The following is an 18,022-nucleotide window of genomic DNA, read 5'->3' as shown; positions in this document are numbered from 1 at the left end:
CCGCAATTAGTAGGTACGCGCTTTCGGCGGGAAGGCCGCACGCAGTTTCGGTTGCATGTTCACCTCACGGCGCGTCATGCTTTCCGTTTGCGGAACATAGAGGCTGTGACACAGCCAGTTAGCATCATCACGTTCCGGGTAGTCGAAGCGGCTGTGTGCGCCACGGCTTTCGGTACGGAAGTTTGCAGCGACCGCCGTGGCGTACGCGGTTTCCATCAGGTTATCCAGCTCAAGGCACTCGATACGTTGGGTGTTGAAATCTGGCGAACGGTCATCAAGACGCGCTGACTTCAGACGTTCACGAATCACTTTCAGCTCTTCCAGACCTTCACGCATCGCATCACCTTCGCGGAATACCGAGAAGTTGTTCTGCATGCAACGCTGCAACGCTTTACGGATTTCAACCGGATCTTCACCCGTGGTGTTGTTTTCCCAGCGGTTGAAGCGCGCCATGGCGGCATCAATGTTTTCCTGCGTGGCTTCGCGCAGTTCACCCTGCTCTTCCAGACACTCCAGCAGGTGCACACCCGCCGCGCGGCCAAATACCACCAGGTCGAGCAACGAGTTACCGCCGAGACGGTTAGCGCCGTGTACTGATACACAAGCAATTTCGCCTACCGCGAACAGGCCCGGAATCACTTCGTCTTCACCCTGCTCGTTCACGCGCAGCGCCTGACCGGTCACTTTGGTCGGCACGCCGCCCATCATGTAGTGGCAGGTTGGAATAACCGGAATCGGCTCTTTAACCGGATCGACGTGCGCAAAGGTACGCGACAGCTCAAGGATACCCGGCAGACGCGATTCCAAAACTTCTGCGCCCAGATGATCGAGTTTCAGCTTGATGTGCGGGCCCCATGGACCGTCACAACCACGGCCTTCACGAATTTCCACCATCATGGAGCGTGCGACCACGTCACGACCTGCCAGGTCTTTGGCGTTTGGCGCATAACGCTCCATGAAGCGTTCGCCGTGTTTGTTCAGCAGGTATCCACCTTCACCACGGCAACCCTCAGTGACCAGCACACCCGCACCGGCGATACCGGTTGGGTGGAACTGCCACATTTCCATATCCTGCACCGGCACACCGGCACGCAGCGCCATACCTACGCCGTCACCGGTGTTGATGTGCGCGTTAGTGGTGGACTGGTAAATACGGCCTGCACCGCCCGTTGCCAGAATGGTCGCTTTCGCTTTGAAGTAAACGGTTTCACCGGTTTCCATGCAGATAGCGGTACAGCCGACAATCGCACCGTCTTCATTTTTCACCAGATCCAGCGCATACCATTCGGAGAAGATGGTGGTTTTGTTTTTCAGGTTCTGCTGATACAGGGTATGCAGCAGTGCGTGACCAGTACGGTCGGCTGCCGCAGCGGTACGCGCCGCCTGCTCACCGCCGAAGTTCTTCGACTGACCACCAAACGGACGCTGATATACGCGGCCGTCATCAAGACGGGAGAAAGGCAGACCCATGTGTTCCAGTTCCAGAATCGCTTCCGGACCGACGTGACACATATACTCGATCGCGTCCTGGTCACCGATATAGTCGGAGCCTTTGACGGTATCGTACATATGCCATTCCCAGTTATCTTCATGGGTGTTACCCAGCGCAACGGTAATACCGCCCTGCGCCGATACGGTATGAGAACGGGTTGGGAAAACTTTGGATAACAGGGCACAAGTCTGGCCCGATTGGGAGATTTGCAGAGCCGCGCGCATTCCCGCGCCACCCGCGCCGATCACCACGGCATCAAATTCTCTGACTGGCAAACTCATTTACACACCCCACACAACAACGATTCCATAAACGGCATACGACAACAGCGCGACCACAATCACAAACTGCAGCAGCAAGCGGGTTGCTACTGGTTTAACGTAGTCGGTCAGGACCTGCCACATACCAATCCAGCCGTGGACCAGAATCGAGAACAGCGTCAGTATCGTAAACACTTTCGTGAAGGCAGAGGCGAAGAAGCCGTGCCAGGCGTCATAGGTCAGGGTGCCGGTCATCACCACAAAACCAAGGAGGTAGATGATGTAGAGCGTCATTAAGATTGCAGCAGCACGCAGTAACAGCCAGTCATGAATACCGTTGCGTCCTAATGCAGAAGCATTGCTTACCATACGAGGACTCCAGCCAAAATTGAGAGCACGACAGTGATACCAAAAGCCGCTTGCGCGGAACGGGTTCCCACCTGCAGGGTTTCTTCCATAAAGCCAAAATCAGCCAGCATATGACGAATACCGCCCACGACGTGGTACGCCAGCGCAGTCAGGATGCCCCACATGATGAATTTGGCGAAGAAGCTGTCCATGATGGAAGCCGCTTGCTGGAAGCCTTCAGGAGAAGAGAGAGAGAGACCCAGTAACCAGAGCAGTATTCCGAGAGCGACAAAGGTGATCACGCCGGAGACGCGGTGGAGAATGGACGATATTGCAGTAACGGGAAACCGGATCGTCGAGAGATCCAAGTTAACAGGTCTTTGTTTTTTCACGGTTTTGCCCACACAGCTCTTTTTTATTTTGCTTCCTCCGGACCTGAGTCGCATCAGAGCACAGCGCGTGTTCAGACTGCAACCGCCACCAAAAAAGCAACATCCAGTGTTAAGTGAAGCGAAAAAAACGCTGGGTGGCTCCTGGTGTCAGGGTATTCCGGAGACCTGGCGGCAGTATAGGAGGATCACATTCTGATTACAATTCCCCTACAATCTCTTTGGTCACATTTAGGCTGAACAGTGATCCGACTCACGAATTTCACAATTTATACATTTTTAATTATCTGATTTGACAAAAGATCAACATTTCAGTTACAAACAAACGCATTAAAGCCCTATGATGCACAAAAGTTATGGGGATACACTTTCCCCTAAGCTCAAGTTATGTAACATTGCCTTTACGAGCAACACAAAGCATCAGGTTATTGGTTACCAAGAAGTTATGTCGTGACAGGATCTTTAACATCCGCGCTGTTCAGCATGTCATGCCCGAACGCCACCGACTGGCCCTAATACATCTCCCTGTAACCCTGCACGACAAACGTTACCGCAGAGTGATACTGTGAAGATTGTGGTTTTATACAACATGAAGGCTATTCTGGTGTCTAAGATCCTTACCTACTAAGGCGCTATGGAGACGAAAAATGACAGATAAAAAAGTGACGCTAACCCTACAAGATAATGCTTCCGTTGAACTGGATGTGATGCAAGGTACGCTGGGACAAGACGTTGTTGATGTCCGCACACTTGGCAATCACGGCCTGTTCACTTTCGATCCCGGTTTCACCTCTACTGCGTCATGCGAATCTAAAATCACTTTTATTGATGGTGATGAAGGCATTCTGTTACACCGCGGCTTCCCGATTTCCGAACTGGCAACCCACTCCAACTACCTCGAAGTGTGTTACATCCTGCTGAATGGCGAAGCTCCGACCCAAGCCCAGTTTGAAGAATTCCGCACCACCGTTACCCGCCACACCATGATCCACGAGCAAATCACCCGACTGTTCCATGGCTTCCGCCGCGACTCGCATCCGATGGCGGTCATGTGTGGTGTCACTGGCGCCCTGGCGGCGTTCTATCACGACTCCTTAGACGTCAACATTGAACGTCACCGTGAAATCGCTGCCTTCCGCCTGCTGTCCAAAATGCCGACCATGGCAGCGATGTGCTACAAATATTCGATTGGCCAGCCGTTCGTTTACCCACGTAACGACCTGTCCTACGCAGGCAACTTCCTGCATATGATGTTCGCCACACCGTGTGAAGAGTACAAAGTGAACCCGGTGCTGGAACGCGCCATGGACCGTATTCTGATTCTGCATGCTGATCATGAGCAGAACGCCTCTACCTCAACCGTGCGTACCGCCGGTTCTTCTGGTGCAAACCCATTTGCCTGTATCGCTGCGGGTATCGCTTCACTGTGGGGACCGGCACACGGTGGCGCCAACGAAGCTACCCTGCGTATGCTGGAAGAGATCAGCACCGTTGAGCACATCCCAGAATTCGTACGTCGCGCGAAAGACAAAAACGATTCGTTCCGTCTGATGGGCTTCGGTCACCGTGTTTACAAAAACTATGACCCTCGCGCCACCGTGATGCGTGAAACCTGTCACGAAGTGCTGAATGAGTTGGGTATGAAAGATGACCTGCTGGAAGTGGCGATGGAGCTGGAACATATCGCGCTGAACGACCCGTACTTCATCGAGCGTAAACTCTATCCAAACGTCGATTTCTACTCTGGCATTATTCTGAAAGCGATGGGTATTCCTTCTTCCATGTTTACCGTTATCTTCGCGATGGCGCGTACCGTGGGTTGGATTGCACACTGGAAAGAGATGCACGACGAAGGCATGAAGATTGCGCGTCCACGTCAGCTGTATACCGGTTACACCGAGCGTCCATTTAACTCGGCGCTGAAAAAGTAACCCACAGCTAAATGAGTGTGAAAGAAAGGCTGCCATTTCATTGAGATGGCAGCTTTTTTATTGTTCGCATTATGGGGTCAAAACTGACATCCCGGGCACCAGTAAAATGGCCGCGACGATAGCGTGCCTTTCTCAATCAGCGTGCCGCAGCGCCGACATCTCTTGCCCTGGCGATGAAACACCTCAAAGCGAAACGCCGCATCGGCATGGTATTTCTTCATACTGCCGCGCATCTGATACGACAAACGTGGCACCGCCAGCATCGCCTCACTTAATGCATTGAGCTGTGCCTCAGTGAGATCCTGCGCCCGATGCGACGCCAGCAATCCGGCATGCCATAAAATCTCCACACGCAAATAGTTACCCAATCCCGCCAGAAAGGCCTGATCGAGTAACAATCCGCTGAACTGACGGCGACGAAAACGCGGCGATAGCAGCCGCTCACGCACCTCTGCCACCGTTAAAGTGGCATCGAGCACATCAGGCCCCACGCGCTGCAGAAAGGGATGTGCGCCGACGGTATCTGCATTGAGCAGTTCAATATCCGAAGCGCTATAGAGCAGGATGGTCTGTTCGGCGTTTGCCAGCCGTACGCGCAACTGCCGCGAAGTGTTGGGTTCAGTGCCGGTCGGCACCACACGCCACACGCCGTACAATTGATTATGGCTATAGAGAATTAAGCCATTCGAAAAATGCGTCAGCAGTGCTTTGCCACGTGTTTCAAAAGCCGTAATGGTTTCACCCATTAGTGCCGGTTCGTAGGTTTTCAGTTCAGGAAAGGCAAACCACACATCAGTGAGTGGCCTGCCTTCCATCGCCGCTGCCAGTTGATCCGCCGCACGGCGGATCTCCGGTCCTTCAGGCATAACGTCTCCTGTTAATGCGTCGATCCACCGACCACGCGGATGTCATTTTCAGTGCTCAGCATCACCTGCAACGAGGTTTCCAGCGCCAGGATCACGCTGGCCGTCGCCATACTGGCGACGCCGGGATGGTTCACCGCCTGTTCTGGCATATAGGGAATATGAATAAAGCCCCCGCGCGCCGGACTGTTGGTGGTCTTCAGCCAGTGCAACAGACTGTACATCACGTGGTTACAGGTAAATGTCCCGGCCGTTTGCGATACCGAGGCCGGCACACCCACTTTGCGCAGTGCTGCAACCATCGCTTTAATCGGTAAGGTGGAAAAATAGGCGGCAGGTCCATCCATCACGATGGGCTGGTCGATCGGCTGCTGCTGATCGTTGTCGGGAATACGCGCATCATCCACGTTGATCGCCACACGTTCGACGGTGATATCAACACGCCCACCGGCCTGGCCCACGCACAATACTCGGTCAGGTTGAATCTCATCCAGCGCTTGCGTTAGCACCTTTCCGCAGGTGGCAAACACCACGGGTAGCTGGCGCACCACAATTCGGGCTCCGGCAATCTCTTTACCGTCAAAACTGCGCACCGCTTCCCATGAAGGGTTAATGGTTTCGCCACCGAACGGCTCAAACGCCGTCATCAATACCGTTTTCATTGCGACCTCATAAGAACATCAGGAAGTAGAGCAGGAATACGTTTACCACCAACAGTAGCACACCGGTTGGCACCTGAGCCTTGATCACCCCGTTTCGATCCGGCAACTCCAGTAAGCGCGCGGGTACGATGTTGAAGTTCGCCGCCATCGGCGTCATCAAGGTGCCGCAATAGCCAGAAAACATGCCAATTGCCGCCATGACCGCCGGATTGCCGCCGTGTTGCAGCACCAGAATAGGAATCCCAATGCCAGCCGTCACTATCGGGAAGGCGGCAAACGCATTACCCATCACCATGGTCAGCAGCGCCATGCCAATCGCATACACCGCAACCGCAATCAGGCGATTGTCCACTGCCAGATACTGTTCAGTAAGATGTGAAATCGCAGTGCCGACGCCCGCGCTGGTGAATAACAGACCAAGCGTGGCAAGAATTTGCGGCAGAATAAATGCCCAACCCACTGCATCCAGCAGGCGGCGAGTTTCCTGCATCGACTGCAGCGGTTTTTCATGGGTGATTTGCAGCGCGATGATCCAGCCCAGCACGCAGCCGACCATCATCGAGAACAGGGTCACCAACGTTGAATGATTACCCGGGCCAAACACAGCATCTTGCAAACCCGGGATGTTGTTAAACGCCAGCACACCAATCACGGTGACCACCGGAATCGCCAGCGCGGGTAAAAACAGCTTATTACGCAGACGCTGTGCACTTTCGCGTTTCTGCTGATCGCTGCGCTGATGATAGCTGCCGAGGCGCACGCCGCCGAAACCGGCAATTAACGCCATCAACACCACCGCAACGCCGACGCCAATGTGCAGCATGCGTTTACCCGCAGCGGCATCGCCTGCCCACTGCCCCATTAGTTGATAAGCACCATCACCAATCAGGAACATCAGGCCATACAGCGCCCAGAATAAACCGGTCGTAAAGCGTCTTGGGTTAGCCGCATCACGCCAGGAGAGAACGGCGACCACCAGCAGGATCACCCCTGCCAGCCACATCAGATATTGTTGCTGAAACATTATTTCCCGCCTTTGGCGTGCAACGCCTGCTGATTAATGGCACCCAATTCACGCGCCAGCTGGCGGTCAAGGCGCACCAGTCGCGCCGAATGGATCAGGAAGGCACAGAGTGCGGTGGGAATACCCCACAAGGCGATATGCAGCGGCTCGGTGCTAATGCCTGCCGACTCCTGCATAAAGTTGTGCATGAAGATAATCGCGCCGAATGCGACAAAGATATCTTCACCAAAGAACAGCCCGACGTTATCGGTGGCTGCCGACATGGCGCGCAAGCGATGGCGCACTTCATCGGGCACTTCACCATAGCGGTTTTCTGTGGCGCCTTCTGCCATCGGTGCCAGCAGTGGACGCACCATCTGCGGATGACCTCCGAGGCTGGTTAAACCGAGTGCTGCGGTGATTTCACGCACGAACAGATAGACAATCAGCAAACGGCCCGCCGTCGCGGTTTTGATCTGCGCGATCCAGCTTTGTGCGCGCTCCTTCAAACCGTGGCGCTCCAGCAAACCGATCACGGCCAGCGGCAGCAGCAAAATCAGCGGCAAGTTGCGGGTGTTCAGGAAGCCGGAACCAAGTTTCTCCAGAATATCGGCCAGCGGCAGATGGGCGGCCAGGCCGGTCACAAAACCGGCAACAATCACCACCAGCACCGGGTTAAAGCGCAACACGAATCCCAGAACGATGGCGGCAATGCCGAGTAACGGCCAGAGATTGACCACGTTATCCATGTTTTTCCCCTCATCAGAAATAAAAAGCCCGATACAGATCGGGCGAGTTGTTATTTGTTATGCGCTGGTCACAGTAATTTGATGGTTAGCAAAAGCCGCACGCAACGTGCGCGCAAATTGCAGCGCGTGTGCACCATCGCCATGCAGACACACGGTTTCTGCATTCACCGGCACCCACTCCCCGCTGATACTCTTCACCTGACGCTGCTGCACCATAGTGAGCGTTTGCGCCAGCGCCTGCTCGGCTTCTTCAATCATCGCGCCTGGCTGGCTGCGCGGCACCAGTGCGCCGGTTGCCAGATAGCCACGGTCGGCGAACACCTCTTCCCGCGTGCGCAAGCCATGATGCGCAGCCGCCTTGATGGAAGCACTGCCCGCCAGACCGACCAGAATCAATGCGGGATCGATCGCTTTCACCGCGCGGGCAATCGCGTCGGCGAGCGTTGCGTCCGCCGCGGCCTGGTTGTACAGCATGCCGTGTGGCTTCACATGCACTAAACGCTCACCTTCACTTTCGGCGATGCTCTTCAGTGCGCCGATCTGATAGATCATCTGCGCATACACCGTTTCCGGTGGCAGCTGCATCGCGGTGCGACCAAAATTTTCGCGATCCGGGAAGCTGGGATGGGCACCAATCGCCACACCCGAGGCTTTGGCCCAGCGCACCGATTGCAGCATGGTTTGCGCATCACCAGCGTGAAAACCACAGGCAATGTTGGCCGAACTCACCAGCGTCAGCAGTTCCTGATCGCTGGCGCTGCCTTCGCCGAGGTCAGCGTTAAGATCAATCTTCATGTGCAAGCCCCCAGGCAATTTGGTCAAAGGAGCGCTGTTGATGCTGCTTCGCCAGCAGCGCTTCTTCCAGAGTGCAATGGATAAAGTGAATCGGTTCGCCGAGTCGAATCTGCGCCAGTTGATACAGGTCAGCTTCGATAACACAGGCGATACGCGGATAACCGCCGGTAGTTTGCGCATCGGCCATGAGCACAATCGGTTGGCCATTAGGCGGCACCTGCACCACGCCGGGCACTAACCCATGTGACAACAAATCACGCGTGGCTTTACGCTGCAGTTGACGCCCCTGCATGCGGTAACCCATACGATTGCTCTGCGGACTCAGCTTCCACGGGCTGCGCCAGAAACCTTCCTGCGCTTCGCGCGTGAACTCGTTATACTCCGGGCCCGGTAAAGCGCGAATGCGGTTGCCCCACAACAACTGACGAACGCCCGCTTTGCCTTTGAAGGTGCGGGAGGGTTTGCCCAACGGCAGCTGATCGCCATCCTGCAGCTTACGGCCCTGGAAACCGCCAAAAGCCGCTTTGAGATCGGTACTGTGCGAGCCGAGCATCTCATCAATGGCGAAACCACCATTCACTGCCAGATAACTGCGCATACCGCGCACCGGCATCGCCAGGGACAGCACCTGACCTTTTTTCACCGGCAGCCGCCAGCCAGTCCACACCGGTTTGCCATCCAGATCGGCATTACAACCTGCCCCAGTGAGTGCAAACCAGCCGTCACGTTTAAATTCCGCTTTAAACTGGCCAAGCACAATCTCTAATACCGCGCTCTCTTCCGGGTTGCCCACCAGCATATTGGCGGTACGCATTGAGGGTTGATCCAGCGCTCCGCTGACGCTGATGCCATATTGCCGCCAGCCGGTACGGCCCTGATCCTGAATCGAGGTCATCAATCCGGCGCGTAGAATGTTTAACATACGCCCTCCTGTTGCGGCACAAAGCGCACGCTGTCACCGGGGCGCAGCAGTGTCGGCGGGTGTTGTAAGGGGTCAAACAGGCTGACGGGCGTATGGCCAATTAGCTGCCAACCGCCAGGTGCGGCCAAAGGATAAATACCGGTCTGACTGCCACCGATGCCGACTGATCCACTGGGAACGATAACTCGCGGTTCAGCACGGCGCGGCGTGTGCAGACGTTCATCCAAGCCGCCGAGATAGGGAAAACCAGGCTGGAAGCCGATGAAATAGACCACGTAATCAACACTGCTGTGCAGCTCGACGACCTGTTTTGGCGACAGGCTGGCCCCCTCAGCCACCACTTGCAGATCGGGGCCACCCGCGCCACCGTACACCACCGGAATCTCCACCCGACGTGATTCAGGAATCTGTTCCTCACTCTCTTCCCACCAGCGCTGAAGACGCTCAATGGCATCCAGCGCATTCAATTGCGGATCGCGCAGTAGCAGCGTCAGGTTATTCATCCCCGGAATCACTTCCTGAACCTGTTCATTGTGCTGCAGGCGCTGGCACAGTCCCCAGATGCGCTGCTGGCTGGCGAGTGAAACGGGGGGTTCCAGCTCCAGCACCACCGCTCGCTCACCCAGTAGATAACAACGTGCTCGTTGCAAAACCCACCTCCCGGTCATGATTGGCGCGGACAAAAAATGTCCACAAATCGCTTTGCTTATAATGAAAGTCAATAAGTTATGCGAAAGTGACAGAGATGTGTCAACAGATTTGCGTCCTTAACGTGGGTTAAGGACGCGGAGAGAGAGAAATCAGGCAGGATTGTCGATATCAATAAAGGTTACGTCGAGGCCATAGCTCTGCGCCAGCCATTCGCCCAGCGCCTTGATACCAGCGCGCTCGGTGGCATGATGCCCGGCGGCGAAAAAGTGCAGGCCTTGTTCACGTGCGCTGTGAATGGTTTGCTCAGAAACTTCGCCCGTGATAAACGCATCTACACCAAAAGCAGCCGCGCTATCGATAAAGCCCTGTCCGCCACCACTGCACCAGGCGACGCGTTTGATCAGTGCCGGGGCATTATCACCACAGTGCAACGGTTTACGACCTAAGTGTTCGGCGATTTTCGCCGCCAGCGCTTCACCGCTCAACGGTTCAGCCAGCTCGCCCCATGGCACTAACGGCTGAATTTCCCCTTTCACTTCAATATCAAACAACTTTGCCAGCTGTGCATTGTTGCCGAGCTGTGGATGTGCATCGAGCGGCAGGTGCCAGCCATACAGGTTGATATCATTGACCAGCAGCGTATGCAGACGCTGGCGTTTCATTCCTTTAATCAGCGGCGATTCGCTCTTCCAGAAATAACCGTGATGGACCAGGATAGCGTCAGCATTGCGCTTGACCGCTTCATCGAGCAGCGCCTGACACGCGGTCACGCCCGTGATGACAGTTTTCACTTCCGCGCGACCTTCCACCTGCAAACCATTGGGCGCATAGTCACTGAAGGCGCTGGTGTTCAGCTGCTGATTAACAATGTGTTCTAACTCGACATGATTCATTTAGTAGGGCTCCCTGACCGCCTCAGGCCGCGCTGCGCGCGCGCTCGAAGGCGTCTAGTGTCTTTTTACGTGCGTCCTTATGTTCCACGATTGGTGCGGGATAATCGAGTTTCTTATTATTTTTCTTCGCCCAAATCTGCGGTTGATGAATATCACTCTCCGGCACGTCTTTCAGCTCTGGCAGCCACTGGCGGATAAATTCGCCTTTTTCGTCGAAGCGTTCACCCTGAGTAGTGGGATTAAAAATACGGAAATAAGGTGCCGCATCGGTGCCGGTGGAAGCTGCCCACTGCCAGCCGCCGTTGTTGGCCGCCAGATCGCCATCGATCAATTGCTGCATGAAGTAGCGCTCACCTTCATGCCAGTCGATCAGCAGGTCTTTTACCAGAAAGCTGGCAACAATCATGCGCAGGCGATTGTGCATCCAGCCCAGTGTATTGAGTTGGCGCATTGCCGCATCGACGATGGGATAACCGGTTTTGCCCTGCTGCCAGGCCGTGAGATGTGCATCGTTTTTTTGCCACTGTACGTTATGCGTCCACTCCACAAACGGCTGGTGCTTACACAACGCCGGAAAGGCCACCATCAGATGACGGTAAAATTCGCGCCAGATCAGTTCATTCAGCCAGGTAAAGGCTTTACCTTCGTTCAGTGCATCTGGGTGTTCTTTCAGAATACGATGCAAACATTGGCGCGGAGACAGCACCCCAATCGCCAGATAAGGCGATAAGCGGCTGGTACCATCTAATGCCGGTAAATCGCGCACCTCGGGATAGTGCTGCACCGATTGTTTGCCGAAATGGCGCAATTGCTTCAGCGCTGCCTCTTCCCCAGCCGGAAATAGCGATGCATCGAAATCTTCCTGCGGATAATCAAAAGCAGGGATTTTCTTACCCGCACTGATCGGCGCATCACGGCGCGCTTTCGGTGCATGATGACACTCCGGTAACCCCTGATGCAGTCGACGGACAAAGGCGCGGCTGAACGGCGTGAAGACTTTAAACATGGTGTGATTGCCGGTCTGCACGCTGCCCGGCGGCAATAACAGGCTGTCATCAAAGCCCTGACAAATTACGCCCTGAGCATCGAGACGCTTTTCAGCTGCAGCATCACGTTCGCGCTCATTTATCTCGTACTGATAGTTGTAATAAAGCTCATCCACCTGATGCTGGTCGCAAAACTCACTCAGATAATCCACCGATGCGGCAAAGTCATCGCACTGATGGTAATGCAACGGAATACCTCGCTCGGCCAGTGAGTCTTGCAACGCACACAGATTCTGGTGAATAAAGGCCGCCTGCTTGGGTGCCATATGGTGTTGCTGCCACTGTTTAGGCGTGGCAATAAACAGCGCCAGCACCCTGGCATGGCTGTCGCGGCAAGCGGCAGCCAGCGCAGTGTTGTCATTGATGCGTAGATCGTTTCGCAACCAGACTAAGTGGGTGGTCATAATGCTCCGAAATTATTGTCCGTAGCGCAGACGCAGCGCTTCCGGGTAAGGATCAAAGTAACGTTGCTGCGCCAGCCACGGATGCGGATATTCCGCCATATAGTGTTTCAGCATGGTGATGGGAACCAACAGTGGCTGGACGCCAGTGCGATAACGATCGATTAGCTGCGCCAGTTCCTGGCGCTGTGGTGAGGACAACTGCGGGCGGAAGTAGCCCTGTACATGCATCAGCACATTGGTGTGATTACGGCGCGAAGCCTGGTGGGACATCAAATGCATCAGGCGAATCCGGTATTCATAGGCGTAATCATCCAACGAATCCCACTGCTCCATCGCGGCCACAAAACGCCCCATCTCGCGATACTCATCCTGCGCATGCGACAGCAGCAGCAACTTGTATCGACTGTGGAAGGCGATCAGCTTGTGGCGGGTTAAACCGCTGCGCCACATTTCATTGAACTCGTGCAGCGCATACACGCGGCCCATAAAGTTTTCGCGGATAGCATCATCATGCAAACGGCCATCTTCCTCTAAAGGCAGCCATGGCATCTCTTTTTGCAGAAAGGCAGTGAATACGCCGGTGCCCGCTTTGCGATTGTCATTGGTATCGGGCTGATAGACGCGCACGCGCTCAAGACCGCAGCTGGGTGATTTTGCGCAGAGAATATAGCCGCAAAGGTGATGCAGCGATTTCACACGATCGGCCGACCAGCGTTCCATCTCATCGGTCACCTCTTGCCCGCCATCTTTACTGAAACAAAGATGGATTTGATCATCCGACTCTTTGACCAGACGCAGTGCGGGACGCGGCGTGGGCAAGCCAATTGCCATTTCCGGACACACCGGTTCAAAGCGGATAAAGGGAGTCAGTTCTTCAGTTGCAAAAGCGAAACGCTTGTGGCCACCGTCAAAACGGACCTTATCCCCGAGCAGGCAAGCGCTGATACCGACAGGAATTTTTTCGCTCATACTTGTACAACCTCCAAATTCTTGTAGAGGTTTAAGTGTAGCTGAAACGGCGAGGGATAACAGCGGGTAACCGGGGAATACAGACAAAGTTTAGAATAAAAAAACCCGGCGCTTGATTGAAGCTGCCGGGTTCTTAGAGAGCCAAGAGAGCACTTACCAGTGGATGCTGCCTATCGCTTCTGTCTGCGCCAGCCAGACTGGCTTGGTGCTGGTCTTACACCAGACGCGGTGCAGATAGCTATAGAAACGGGCACGATCCTGGCGGAACAGCATCACGGGCAAGGCAAGTATGCCGACCAATACCGCCAGAAAACGGCGCAACACGATTTTATAGAGTGGATATGCCTGATACATGATTGCCTCCTGGGGTAATTTTTGCGTTGAAATGTGATCTGCCTCAGATATTACGCCTGGTTGTGTAATTTTACTACTCATCCGACCACTAATTTTGGTCTTTTTTTGTGCTTTACGGCTTAAGCTGAAAGTAAGTTACATAATTGTAAACGTAGGGATCTCGCAAGGTTACAAACATCATGACGGACGCGGTGACCAATTCTTGATAAAGTGCCGTGTTAACTTTACCTGTGGCAGGAGTCAGCGTGACGACCATCTTGATTGTTGAAGATGAAAAAGAGATTCGCCGTTTCGTGCGCCTGGCGCTGGAAAGCGAAGGTTTGAAAATTGTGGAAGCGGAGCAATTACAGCGCGGGCTGATTGAAGCAGCGACACGAAAGCCGGATTTAGTGATCCTCGATCTTGGGCTGCCGGATGGTGACGGCAACGACTTTATCCGTGAAGTGCGCCAGTGGAGCAGCATGCCGGTGATTGTGCTATCTGCGCGCAGTGATGAGCAGGACAAAATCGATGCACTGGATGCCGGTGCAGATGATTATCTGACTAAGCCGTTTGGTATCGGCGAGTTACTGGCCCGCGTGCGCGTGGCGTTACGTCGCCATCAAAGCAGCCAGCCTGAGCCGATCGTGAAATTTGGGGAAGTGAGTGTCGATCTGGCTGCGCGCCGCGTGCTGCGTAATGAACAGGAAATTCACCTGACGCCCACCGAGTTTCGCCTGCTGAGTTTGTTGCTGAACAATGCCGGGAAGGTTCTGACGCAACGTCAGTTGTTGAATCAGGTGTGGGGGCCGAATGCGGTGGAGCACAGCCACTATCTGCGCATTTATATGGGACACCTGCGCCAGAAGCTGGAAAGCAATCCCACCCAACCCAGCCATCTGCTGACCGAAACCGGTATCGGCTATCGGTTTATGCCATAAAAAAACGACCCATGTTGTCACGTGGGTCGTTCCATGGAAAACGCGTGAAAAGGCGCACATAGCGCGCCTCGACGTTTAATTACGCGTTTTTCAGCACTTCGCTAACAATCTCTACCGCCTCTTTCTCGATCTGCTGGCGATGCTCAGCACCAAGGAAGCTTTCACAGTAGATTTTGTAAGCATCTTCCGTGCCTGACGGACGCGCAGCAAACCAGCCGTTTTCGGTCATCACTTTCAGACCACCGATTGACGCGCCGTTGCCCGGTGCAGCGGTCAGACGTGCAGTAATCGGATCGCCCGCCAGCGTATCAGCACTCACCATTTCCGGTGACAGCTTAGACAGTGCCGCTTTTTGCGCTGAGGTCGCCGGCGCCTGCAGACGGTTATAGCTTGGCGCGCCGAAGCGTGCTGCCAGTTCGTCATAGTGCTGCTGCGGGTTCTTGCCGGTCACCGCAGTGATTTCGGCTGCCAGCAGGCACAGGATGATGCCATCTTTATCGGTTGACCAGGCGGAACCATCGAAGCGCAGGAAGGAAGCACCCGCGCTCTCTTCGCCGCCGAAACCGAAGCTGCCATCAAACAGGCCATCAACAAACCATTTGAAACCAACCGGCACTTCAACCAGCTTGCGACCAATGTCATTGACCACACGGTCAATCATTGCGCTGGAGACCAGGGTTTTACCCACAGCAACATCTTTGCCCCACTGCGGGCGATGCTGGAACAGGTAATTGATGGCCACGGCCAGATAATGGTTCGGGTTCATCAGGCCCGCAGGCGTGACGATGCCGTGACGGTCGTAATCCGGGTCGTTACCGAACGCCAGATCGAACTTATCTTTGTACGCCAGCAGACCCGCCATCGCGCACTCAGACGAACAGTCCATACGCACCACGCCATCTTTATCCAGATGCATGAAACGGAAGGTCTGATCGACCGCATCATTAACAATGGTCAGATCCAACTTATAGTGCTCAGCAATACGCTGCCAGTAAGCGATACCGGAGCCACCTAATGGATCAACGCCGATTTTCAGGCCCGCTTTCTGGATTGCCGGGAAGTCAATGACTTCAGCCAGACCTTCAACATAGGGCTGAATCAGATCCTGCTCAACGATATGGCCGCTTGCCCAGGCCTGATCCAGCGGCAGACGTTTCACGTCTTTCAGTTCGCCTTTGATCAGCTGGTTAGCGCGATCTTCCACCACCTTGGTGACGTTGGTATCAGCCGGACCGCCGTTTGGCGGGTTGTACTTGATGCCACCATCTTCTGGCGGGTTGTGTGAAGGCGTGATGACGATACCGTCCGCCTGCGCGCCACCGCGTTTGTTGTGTTCCAGAATGGCGTTGGAGATCGCCGGCGTTGGCGTGTAGCCATTATCCTGCTGCACGATCACATCTACACCGTTCGCCGCCAGCACTTCCAGCACCGACAGAATCGCCGGCTCAGACAGTGCGTGAGTATCTTTACCCACGTAGCACGGACCGGTGATGCCATTCTTTTTGCGCTCTTCTGCGATGGCTTGCGCAATCGCCAGAATGTGCACTTCATTGAAGCTTTGGCGTCCCGCGCTGCCGCGGTGGCCAGAAGTGCCAAATTTCACCGCATGGTCCGGGTTAGCCGTATCGGGCTTCAGGACGTAATACTGCGAGGTTAATTGTGCAACGTTAATCAAATCGCTCTGCTGGGCAGGCTGCCCGGCACGGGGGTGATTGGCCATTGGCGCTTCTCCCTGACGCTTCAGTTTAAATGGTGCCGCGAACTTTCTCTGTCAGTTCCTGTGGGAACTGCATCGCCAGCATGATGTGTTCCACCATGCTGCATTTGCGGCCTGTATTGGTATTGGTGATCACCCAGTACGGTGTGCCGGGAACGTGCTTCGGCTTAGTATGGGTGCCATTTTGCAGCAGTGTGTGCTCGTCACCCGCAAAATAGACGCGAGTGCGGCCCTGCAGCGAGGCAGTGGCTTCAGCAAAGGCTGCTGGATCAAGACGATAGAGCGTTGACAGTACCAGCATAAAGCGATTAACCGCCTTATTCTGCTCAGCATACTCATCAGAGAGCAGCAGTTCACGCACGGCGCGTACGCGATCCTGAGGACGCGCTTCGCTGCGCACTGGCTGCGCTTCCTTGACCGAAGCCGAAGCCGCAGCGACAGGTGCAGTCGGTGCGGTCTGGCCCGCGGTAAACTTAAGCATGCGGCGCAAAATATCGGAGGCGCTTTCACCAATGTGCTGCGTGTGGCTGGCAATATAACGGTAGAGTTCTTCGTCAACTTCAATCGTTTTCATCTTATTCCGTACAATTCTGGCAAATGACAGAACCACGCATTATTGCAACGGCCTTAGCAAAATCGAGCTGTGCAAAACGTGAGCGGGCTCTAACATAAGGATTATAAAGTTAAATCCGTGGCAGCCGATAGCGCTGGCGTCGTTTCAGGGCAAAAGTCGGAATATGCCCTAATGCCTGGCCGGCTGGCTCCTGGACAGGTGAATCCATGATACCCTAAGCCAAGGTCACAACCGTAAGAACTTTAGCCATGATTTTGAACGCCCGTCTGCAAACTGAACAATCTCCCCCTGAAGCGTCCCCGATTCTGTTAATTCATGGCCTGTTTGGCAGCCTGGATAACCTTGGCGTGCTGGCACGCGGCGTACGGGATGCTCGCCCCACGCTACAAGTGGACGTACGCAACCATGGTTTATCTGAGCGCAGTGAGGTGATGAATTATCACGCCATGGCGCAAGATATCGTGGAGACGCTGGATGCACACCAGATTGAACGCGCTGGCGTGATAGGCCACTCGATGGGCGGTAAGATCGCCATGGCATTGAGCGCAGTGGCCCCCGAACGTATTGAGAAGATGGTGCTGATCGATATCGCGCCCGTGGATTACCAAACCCGCCGCCACGATGAAATCTTTGCCGGTATTCGCGCCGTCACCGCCGCGGGTGTAACGCGTCGTAGCGAAGCGGCCGAGGTGATGCGTCAACATGTCACTGAAGAGGGGGTGATTCAGTTTATCCTCAAGTCCTTTGTCGAGGGTGAGTGGCGCTTTAACGTGCCGGTGCTGTGGGACAACTACACCACGATTTCTGGCTGGGAAGAAGTTCCCGCCTGGCCACATCCCGCATTGTTTATCCGCGGTGGCGATTCTCCTTACCTCGACAATCAGCACCGCGATGCACTGCTGCGTCAGTTCCCGCAGGCACACGCACATGTGATTAGCGGGGCCGGTCATTGGGTACATGCTGAAAAACCTGATGCGGTTTTGCGCGCAGTTCGTCGCTTTTTTAACCTGTAAAAGCAAAAGCTTGCCGTATGCGGTTTAGGGTTGGCGTCGCGGATGGTGCTGGAGTATGATGTCGCGC

19 protein-coding genes are annotated in these 18,022 nt (G+C 54.7%); 3 read left to right on the top strand and 16 right to left on the bottom strand.

All coding sequences use genetic code 11. From position 1 onward, the window contains the following. Nucleotides 1–6: 6 nt before the first annotated feature. From sdhA to sdhC, 3 genes are read right to left on the bottom strand one after another with little or no spacing between them, the layout of a single operon-like run. Nucleotides 7–1,773, bottom strand: coding sequence for a succinate dehydrogenase flavoprotein subunit (gene sdhA / locus JK231_RS04735; RefSeq protein WP_097117416.1), 1,767 nt, complete (start codon nt 1,771–1,773; stop codon nt 7–9). Further along, entirely contained in the window at nt 1,774–2,121 is a 348-nt protein-coding gene (gene sdhD / locus JK231_RS04730; RefSeq protein WP_058962135.1) for a succinate dehydrogenase membrane anchor subunit, read from the bottom strand. After that, a complete protein-coding gene (gene sdhC / locus JK231_RS04725) occupies nt 2,115–2,546 on the bottom strand; it encodes a succinate dehydrogenase cytochrome b556 subunit (protein ID WP_176505733.1) in 432 nt (143 codons plus the stop codon). Before sdhC ends, sdhD begins: the two co-directional genes overlap by 7 nt. A 590-nt stretch (nt 2,547–3,136) precedes the next feature. Here sdhC and JK231_RS04720 point away from each other — a divergent pair. Beyond that, entirely contained in the window at nt 3,137–4,420 is a 1,284-nt protein-coding gene (locus tag JK231_RS04720) for a citrate synthase (protein ID WP_034829145.1), read from the top strand. 77 nt (nt 4,421–4,497) lie between these two features. Here JK231_RS04720 and nei read toward each other — a convergent pair whose 3' ends face one another. The 11 genes from nei to JK231_RS04665 form a co-directional block, all read right to left on the bottom strand. Then, nucleotides 4,498–5,286: an endonuclease VIII gene (nei, locus tag JK231_RS04715; RefSeq protein WP_097117417.1), complete on the bottom strand. Its 789-nt coding sequence runs from the start codon at nt 5,284–5,286 to the stop codon at nt 4,498–4,500. 11 nt (nt 5,287–5,297) lie between these two features. Beyond that, entirely contained in the window at nt 5,298–5,945 is a 648-nt protein-coding gene (gene pcp / locus JK231_RS04710; RefSeq protein WP_211728099.1) for a pyroglutamyl-peptidase I, read from the bottom strand. Between the two features lie 7 nt (nt 5,946–5,952). Next, on the bottom strand, nt 5,953–6,969 hold the full coding sequence (locus JK231_RS04705; RefSeq protein ID WP_211728098.1) for a DUF979 domain-containing protein: 1,017 nt from the start codon (nt 6,967–6,969) through the stop codon (nt 5,953–5,955). Continuing rightward, nucleotides 6,969–7,697 (bottom strand): DUF969 domain-containing protein, encoded by a 729-nt coding sequence (locus tag JK231_RS04700; protein ID WP_034829137.1) that lies wholly within the window; start codon nt 7,695–7,697, stop codon nt 6,969–6,971. Before JK231_RS04700 ends, JK231_RS04705 begins: the two co-directional genes overlap by 1 nt. Before the next feature lie 57 nt (nt 7,698–7,754). Continuing rightward, nucleotides 7,755–8,492, bottom strand: a complete 738-nt coding sequence (gene pxpA / locus JK231_RS04695) for a 5-oxoprolinase subunit PxpA (RefSeq protein ID WP_097117419.1) — start codon at nt 8,490–8,492, stop codon at nt 7,755–7,757. Further along, nucleotides 8,482–9,414, bottom strand: a complete 933-nt coding sequence (pxpC, locus tag JK231_RS04690; protein WP_038648230.1) for a 5-oxoprolinase subunit PxpC — start codon at nt 9,412–9,414, stop codon at nt 8,482–8,484. Before pxpC ends, pxpA begins: the two co-directional genes overlap by 11 nt. Continuing rightward, nucleotides 9,408–10,064 carry a 5-oxoprolinase subunit PxpB gene (gene pxpB, locus JK231_RS04685; protein WP_211728097.1) on the bottom strand — a complete coding sequence of 219 codons (657 nt, stop codon included), beginning with the start codon at nt 10,062–10,064 and terminating at the stop codon, nt 9,408–9,410. Before pxpB ends, pxpC begins: the two co-directional genes overlap by 7 nt. Nucleotides 10,065–10,214: 150 nt before the next feature. After that, complete coding sequence (locus tag JK231_RS04680; protein ID WP_211728096.1) at nt 10,215–10,958, bottom strand: type 2 GTP cyclohydrolase I; 744 nt, start codon at nt 10,956–10,958, stop codon at nt 10,215–10,217. A 22-nt stretch (nt 10,959–10,980) separates the two neighbouring features. Then, nucleotides 10,981–12,408 carry a deoxyribodipyrimidine photo-lyase gene (phrB, locus tag JK231_RS04675; RefSeq protein WP_097117422.1) on the bottom strand — a complete coding sequence of 476 codons (1,428 nt, stop codon included), beginning with the start codon at nt 12,406–12,408 and terminating at the stop codon, nt 10,981–10,983. A 12-nt stretch (nt 12,409–12,420) separates the two neighbouring features. Further along, nucleotides 12,421–13,377 carry a 2-thiouracil desulfurase family protein gene (locus tag JK231_RS04670; RefSeq protein WP_034829125.1) on the bottom strand — a complete coding sequence of 319 codons (957 nt, stop codon included), beginning with the start codon at nt 13,375–13,377 and terminating at the stop codon, nt 12,421–12,423. A 153-nt stretch (nt 13,378–13,530) separates the two neighbouring features. After that, nucleotides 13,531–13,731: a YbfA family protein gene (locus JK231_RS04665; protein WP_058962143.1), complete on the bottom strand. Its 201-nt coding sequence runs from the start codon at nt 13,729–13,731 to the stop codon at nt 13,531–13,533. 245 nt (nt 13,732–13,976) lie between these two features. On the opposite strand from JK231_RS04665, the gene kdpE reads away from it, so the two are divergent. Beyond that, nucleotides 13,977–14,651, top strand: coding sequence for a two-component system response regulator KdpE (gene kdpE, locus JK231_RS04660; RefSeq protein WP_034829121.1), 675 nt, complete (start codon nt 13,977–13,979; stop codon nt 14,649–14,651). Nucleotides 14,652–14,730: 79 nt separating this feature from the next. Here kdpE and pgm read toward each other — a convergent pair whose 3' ends face one another. Together pgm and seqA are read right to left on the bottom strand one after the other, a co-directional pair. Continuing rightward, a complete protein-coding gene (pgm, locus tag JK231_RS04655) occupies nt 14,731–16,371 on the bottom strand; it encodes a phosphoglucomutase (alpha-D-glucose-1,6-bisphosphate-dependent) (protein WP_097117424.1) in 1,641 nt (546 codons plus the stop codon). Between the two features lie 25 nt (nt 16,372–16,396). Next, complete coding sequence (gene seqA / locus JK231_RS04650; RefSeq protein WP_058962146.1) at nt 16,397–16,942, bottom strand: replication initiation negative regulator SeqA; 546 nt, start codon at nt 16,940–16,942, stop codon at nt 16,397–16,399. Nucleotides 16,943–17,190: 248 nt separating this feature from the next. On the opposite strand from seqA, the gene ybfF reads away from it, so the two are divergent. Further along, nucleotides 17,191–17,955, top strand: a complete 765-nt coding sequence (gene ybfF / locus JK231_RS04645; RefSeq protein WP_097117425.1) for an esterase — start codon at nt 17,191–17,193, stop codon at nt 17,953–17,955. Nucleotides 17,956–18,022: the final 67 nt, after the last annotated feature.

The organism is Pantoea sp. JGM49 (assembly GCF_018257655.1).
GTDB lineage: Bacteria > Pseudomonadota > Gammaproteobacteria > Enterobacterales > Enterobacteriaceae > Pantoea > Pantoea communis.
The sequence above is the reverse complement of the archived record's forward strand: the minus strand, read 5'-3'. Positions and strand labels throughout refer to the sequence as shown.

What these genes read in the sequence shown, in the direction of transcription:
- JK231_RS04705 (WP_211728098.1), bottom strand. Translation starts at nt 6,969, where the DNA reads ATGTTTCAGCAACAATATCTGATGTGGCTGGCAGGGGTGATCCTGCTG.
- sdhD (WP_058962135.1), bottom strand. Translation starts at nt 2,121, where the DNA reads ATGGTAAGCAATGCTTCTGCATTAGGACGCAACGGTATTCATGACTGG.
- ybfF (WP_097117425.1), top strand. Translation starts at nt 17,191, where the DNA reads ATGATTTTGAACGCCCGTCTGCAAACTGAACAATCTCCCCCTGAAGCG.
- pxpA (WP_097117419.1), bottom strand. Translation starts at nt 8,492, where the DNA reads ATGAAGATTGATCTTAACGCTGACCTCGGCGAAGGCAGCGCCAGCGAT.
- sdhC (WP_176505733.1), bottom strand. Translation starts at nt 2,546, where the DNA reads ATGCGACTCAGGTCCGGAGGAAGCAAAATAAAAAAGAGCTGTGTGGGC.
- nei (WP_097117417.1), bottom strand. Translation starts at nt 5,286, where the DNA reads ATGCCTGAAGGACCGGAGATCCGCCGTGCGGCGGATCAACTGGCAGCG.
- JK231_RS04670 (WP_034829125.1), bottom strand. Translation starts at nt 13,377, where the DNA reads ATGAGCGAAAAAATTCCTGTCGGTATCAGCGCTTGCCTGCTCGGGGAT.
- JK231_RS04720 (WP_034829145.1), top strand. Translation starts at nt 3,137, where the DNA reads ATGACAGATAAAAAAGTGACGCTAACCCTACAAGATAATGCTTCCGTT.
- JK231_RS04700 (WP_034829137.1), bottom strand. Translation starts at nt 7,697, where the DNA reads ATGGATAACGTGGTCAATCTCTGGCCGTTACTCGGCATTGCCGCCATC.
- pxpC (WP_038648230.1), bottom strand. Translation starts at nt 9,414, where the DNA reads ATGTTAAACATTCTACGCGCCGGATTGATGACCTCGATTCAGGATCAG.
- JK231_RS04665 (WP_058962143.1), bottom strand. Translation starts at nt 13,731, where the DNA reads ATGTATCAGGCATATCCACTCTATAAAATCGTGTTGCGCCGTTTTCTG.
- sdhA (WP_097117416.1), bottom strand. Translation starts at nt 1,773, where the DNA reads ATGAGTTTGCCAGTCAGAGAATTTGATGCCGTGGTGATCGGCGCGGGT.
- JK231_RS04680 (WP_211728096.1), bottom strand. Translation starts at nt 10,958, where the DNA reads ATGAATCATGTCGAGTTAGAACACATTGTTAATCAGCAGCTGAACACC.
- pcp (WP_211728099.1), bottom strand. Translation starts at nt 5,945, where the DNA reads ATGAAAACGGTATTGATGACGGCGTTTGAGCCGTTCGGTGGCGAAACC.
- pgm (WP_097117424.1), bottom strand. Translation starts at nt 16,371, where the DNA reads ATGGCCAATCACCCCCGTGCCGGGCAGCCTGCCCAGCAGAGCGATTTG.
- phrB (WP_097117422.1), bottom strand. Translation starts at nt 12,408, where the DNA reads ATGACCACCCACTTAGTCTGGTTGCGAAACGATCTACGCATCAATGAC.
- seqA (WP_058962146.1), bottom strand. Translation starts at nt 16,942, where the DNA reads ATGAAAACGATTGAAGTTGACGAAGAACTCTACCGTTATATTGCCAGC.